The following is a 4,503-nucleotide window of genomic DNA, read 5'->3' as shown; positions in this document are numbered from 1 at the left end:
TCAGGTTGATAGATTTGTTTATAAGCAACTCAATTTTATCACAATCTGGTGAGGAGTTATATTTTTTTATCTAAAAAAATCCCGTAATTATGCGGGCTGTGGCGTTTTGCAAACGCCTAATAAATTAAATATAATGGAGGAGATTTTAGAATGAAATGGTTTTATAATATGAAGATCAGAACAAAGCTTTTAGCCGGATTTATGCTGGTAACAGTCATCATCGGTATTGTCGGCTACATGGGGATCACCAATATAAAAGCGTTGGATGCATCCAGCACGAAACTGTATGAACACGTGACGCTGCCAACCTCGGATAGCGGGAATATGGGTATTGAGTTCGGGAAGATCAATAGCTATATCAGAGATATGATCATTGCCGATGATCCCGCAATCATTGCGGCAACTGGCGATAAAATCGCTTCCAGTAGCGACAAAATCACCAAACTATCCGAGACCTTTGAACAGAATATTCTTGATGAATCGATGCAGCAACTGTATCAGCAGTTCATCGATTCCCAAAGGGTTTATGCGACCGAGCTGGAAGCGGTGATGGCCTTGGCTCGCCAGAATCAGGACGAAGAAGCCCTTGCCCGGATCGCAACTACCGGGGTCGTCGGGATTGCCTCACAGGCTGAACAGGATGCCCTGGAAAAAATCCACGATATGACGGTGGAGGATGGCAAAAAACTGTCCGAGGCCAATCATAACCAGACAAACGACGTCGTGACCACGATGACGGCCTTGATGGTAATCGGCGTTCTGCTGGCTCTGTCCTTAGGTTTTTTCCTCAGTTTAGTCATCAGTCGTCTGCTTAAAAAAGCAGAATATATGATCAAAGAAATGCGGCTGGGGCATTTGGGTGCGCGGCTGAATATGAATAGCCGCGATGAAATCGGCCAGATGGCCATGGCGATGGACGGGCTGGCCGATGATCTCCAAAATGTGGTGATTGCTACCATGAACCAGATTTCCGAAGGTGATGTTTCGGCGACGATTGAAGTCAAAGATGACCAGGACGAAATCTCCCCCGCGCTTATAAAGACCATCGCAACCATCCGGGATCTGATTAGTGAATCAACGATGCTGTCACAAGCCGCCGTGGAAGGACGTCTGGACACCAGAGGTCATGCCGATGCCTTTAATGGCGGCTTTCAGGAAATCGTTCAAGGGGTTAATCAGACCCTGGACGCCGTTGTTGGGCCACTGAATGTGGCGGCCAACTATGTGGAACGGATCAGTAAAGGGGATATCCCAGCAAAAATCACTGACAATTATAATGGCGATTTTAATGAAATCAAGAACAACCTCAATACCTGCATCGATGCGGTGAATGCCCTGGTTGCCGATGCTGGCATGTTGGAACAGGCTGGGGTGGAAGGTCGCTTAAGTACCCGGGCGGATGCCAGTAAGCATGGCGGCGACTTCGCCAAAATTGTCGACGGTGTCAACAACACCCTGGATGCGGTGATTGGACCGCTGAATGTGGCGGCCGATTATGTGGATCACATCAGCAGGGGAGATATCCCGGCAAAAATCACCGACAACTATAATGGCGATTTTAATACCATTAAGAACAACCTTAACACCTGTATTGACGCGGTTAATGCCCTGGTCGCCGACGCCGGGTTGTTGGCTCAGGCCGGCATCGACGGAAAACTGGATACCCGGGCCGATGCCAGCAAACATCAGGGCGATTTTGCCAAAATTGTGGACGGCGTTAATGCCACCCTGGATGCCGTGGTGGCACCGGTTCAGGAAGCCTTGGCGACCCTGCAGGAACTGGCTAAAGGAAACCTGAACACTGGCATGGTGGGCAATTATAACGGTGATTATACGATCATCAAAAACGATATGAACCAGACGGTGGCCTTTCTCAAGCGTTATGTCGATGAAATCACCCATACCCTGGAAGAAATTGGCCGGGGTAACCTGGATCAGCACATCACCGAGGATTATCTCGGTGACTTCCAGGCCATTAAAACAGCCCTGAACGATATCACCACCAGCCTCAGTGCCACCATGTCGGATATTAACATTGCTGCCGGCCAGGTTGAAATTGGCTCCCAGCAGATTTCATCCGGCGGTCAGGCTTTGTCACAGGGGACCACCGAGCAGGCCAGTAGCATTCAGGAGCTGACTGCCTCCATTGAAGAAGTGGCTGGTGAAACCAAGCGCAACGCCATCAATGCCAATCAGGCCAACGAGCTGGCCATGCGGGTGCGCAGCAATGCCGAAGTGGGGAACAGTCAGATGAATAAAATGGTCGCCGCGATGGTGGACATCAATGACTCATCGCAGAGTATTTCCAAGATTATCAAAGTTATCGATGACATCGCCTTCCAGACCAATATTCTGGCCTTAAATGCCGCGGTTGAAGCGGCCCGGGCCGGCCAGCATGGCAAGGGTTTTGCCGTCGTTGCTGAAGAAGTCCGAACCCTGGCGGCCCGTAGTGCCGAAGCGGCCAAGGAAACCACCGGTCTGATCGAAGGCTCCATTGATAAGGTCGAAGCCGGCACGAAAATTGCCGATCAGACCGAAGAAAGTTTAAAAGAGATTCTTCATGAAATTGAGCAGGTAACCGAACTGGTGGGCAGCATTGCCCGAGCCTCCAACGACCAGGCATCAGAAATCGCTCAGATCAACCAGGGGATCGAGCAGGTCTCAACGGTAGTTCAGACCAACTCGGCCACCGCCGAAGAAAGCGCCGCCGCCAGTGAACAGCTGTCCGGACAGGCAGAAATGCTCAAACAAATGGTGGATGCCTTTAAAATTAAAAATGTTAAGACCCAAAGCCGCCAAATGACAGTTGCGGTTTCTCGACCAGAGCAATCCAGCAGTCCATCGCCAACCGAGCCAATCATCGATTTAGATGATCTGGACAAATACTAAAAAAGCGGTCACAACTGCTGCTTGTCAAATAATAAAAAAAAGAGCTGCCGTCAGTCATATCTATTTATGGTCGGCGGTAGTTCCACGAAAAAGCCCACCAATGACAGTCGTCTTTGGTGGGTTTTTATGATTTAAGTTTTACAGCCTAGGCACCGATTTTTTTATCCATGCCGGAAATATGCTTGGTCAGCCAGTCAACCACCATCTGGTTGGCGCCGATGATCACGGCGATATTGCCGCCGGATGTATCGTAGCTACCTTTTAGTTTGGTCGTTAATGTCAAATAGCCTACACATATTTCATACTAAAGATTCATGCGATAATACCTTCATCAGATTAATAAATGGAGGTATTTTTAATGTCCAAAGATGAACTGCACCTATTTCGCCGCCAGCAGATTGAGGATTATCGCAAATCCGGCCAATCAGCAGAAACATGGTGCGATGGGAATGCAATGAAGGTATCCACCCTGCGTTACTGGCTGCGACGAATCAAAGACGCCGATCAGCCGAAGCCAGAACAGACCTGGGCTACCATGAAACTGATTGATAAAGCGTCCACTGCCGAGACAACACCTGTAATGATCCGGGTTAATAACTTTGAAATCAGTCTGCATCCGGGTTTTGAGCCAGCCGTTTTAACCGCTGTAATTCAAACGCTCCAGGGGATATGATTGACACGGCACTGATCGATCAGGTATATGTTGCCTGTTTTCCCTGTGATATGCGAAAATCGATCAATGGGCTCTCGGCGCTCGTACAGCTGACTTTCGATATGGATCCCTTTGCCAATCATCTCTATGTCTTTTTTAACCGTAAAGGTGATAAAGCTAAAATCCTCCGCTGGTCAAACAACGGCTGGTGGCTTTACTATCGTAAGCTCAGCCGGGGCACGTTTAAATGGGTGTTTAATGAATCCCAGACGGTTAAAGGCATTTCCGAACGGCAGCTGCGCTGGCTTCTGGATGGCCTTTCGCTGGAACAGCCGCAAGCCCATCGAGCCGTTCACAAGCGCTTGATAATCTAAGTTTTTCAGCTTCTAAAAGCTCACAAAAATCCCACTGTTATGCGATTTTTGCGATTGTTTAGCTGTTCTTTTCTGAGGCTTTATGGTATAATAAACGTATGAAAAATCAATCGGTATCACCTAAAATTCAACCTTTAATGTCACAATCGATGACTCCTGATGAGCTGCTCAAAACCTGTAACGAACTGCAGGTTCAGTTGATTCAGACGCAAACCCAGCTGGCCTGGGCAATGGAACAGATCCGACTCCTGACCCACCAGAAATTCGGATCTGGCGCTGATAAAGTCGCTTATCCCGAAGGAAGTGATCAACTCTCATTCTTCAACGAACCGGAAGCGGCTGCAGATTTTTCTGTTGCTGAACCGGATCTTGCCGATGTCCTGGCGGATACGAAGAAACCCCGTAATAAAAAATCCAAGGGGAAACGGAAACAGGATTTCTCCAATCTGCCAACGATTGTCATTGAACACGAGCTGCCGGAGTCGGAACGCATCTGTCCCAATTGCAGTCATCCCCTTCATGACATGAAAGTGGAAATCACCCGATTGCTTAAATTTATTCCTGCCCGGTTTGAAGTGGAGGAACATC

General features: G+C 48.5%; 5 protein-coding genes. 4 read left to right on the top strand and 1 reads right to left on the bottom strand.

Annotation, left to right across the window (positions count from 1 at the left end; all coding sequences use genetic code 11):
• Nucleotides 1-150: 150 nt before the first annotated feature.
• A complete protein-coding gene (locus Q7J41_RS01160) occupies nucleotides 151-2,889 on the top strand; it encodes a methyl-accepting chemotaxis protein (protein ID WP_304884439.1) in 2,739 nt (912 codons plus the stop codon).
• Between the two features lie 145 nt (nucleotides 2,890-3,034).
• Here Q7J41_RS01160 and Q7J41_RS01155 read toward each other — a convergent pair whose 3' ends face one another.
• Entirely contained in the window at nucleotides 3,035-3,172 is a 138-nt protein-coding gene (locus Q7J41_RS01155; protein ID WP_304884437.1) for a hypothetical protein, read from the bottom strand.
• 75 nt (nucleotides 3,173-3,247) lie between these two features.
• Between Q7J41_RS01155 and Q7J41_RS01150 the strand changes: the two genes are divergently transcribed.
• The 3 genes from Q7J41_RS01150 to Q7J41_RS01140 form a co-directional block, all read left to right on the top strand.
• Nucleotides 3,248-3,562, top strand: a complete 315-nt coding sequence (locus Q7J41_RS01150; RefSeq protein WP_304884436.1) for a hypothetical protein — start codon at nucleotides 3,248-3,250, stop codon at nucleotides 3,560-3,562.
• On the top strand, nucleotides 3,559-3,915 hold the full coding sequence (gene tnpB, locus Q7J41_RS01145) for an IS66 family insertion sequence element accessory protein TnpB (RefSeq protein WP_304884435.1): 357 nt from the start codon (nucleotides 3,559-3,561) through the stop codon (nucleotides 3,913-3,915). The genes Q7J41_RS01150 and tnpB overlap by 4 nt, the downstream gene beginning before the upstream one ends.
• 98 nt (nucleotides 3,916-4,013) lie before the next feature.
• A partial coding sequence (locus Q7J41_RS01140) for an IS66 family transposase zinc-finger binding domain-containing protein (protein WP_370650966.1) occupies nucleotides 4,014-4,503 on the top strand: 490 nt, incomplete at its 3' end.

The organism is Acetobacterium sp. (assembly GCF_030652775.1).
GTDB lineage: Bacteria > Bacillota > Clostridia > Eubacteriales > Eubacteriaceae > Acetobacterium.
The sequence above is the reverse complement of the archived record's forward strand: the minus strand, read 5'-3'. Positions and strand labels throughout refer to the sequence as shown.

Excerpts from the sequence above, each read along its gene's own strand:
- Q7J41_RS01160 (WP_304884439.1), top strand. The coding sequence starts at position 151 with ATGAAATGGTTTTATAATATGAAGATCAGAACAAAGCTTTTAGCCGGA.
- Q7J41_RS01150 (WP_304884436.1), top strand. The coding sequence starts at position 3,248 with ATGTCCAAAGATGAACTGCACCTATTTCGCCGCCAGCAGATTGAGGAT.
- tnpB (WP_304884435.1), top strand. The coding sequence starts at position 3,559 with ATGATTGACACGGCACTGATCGATCAGGTATATGTTGCCTGTTTTCCC.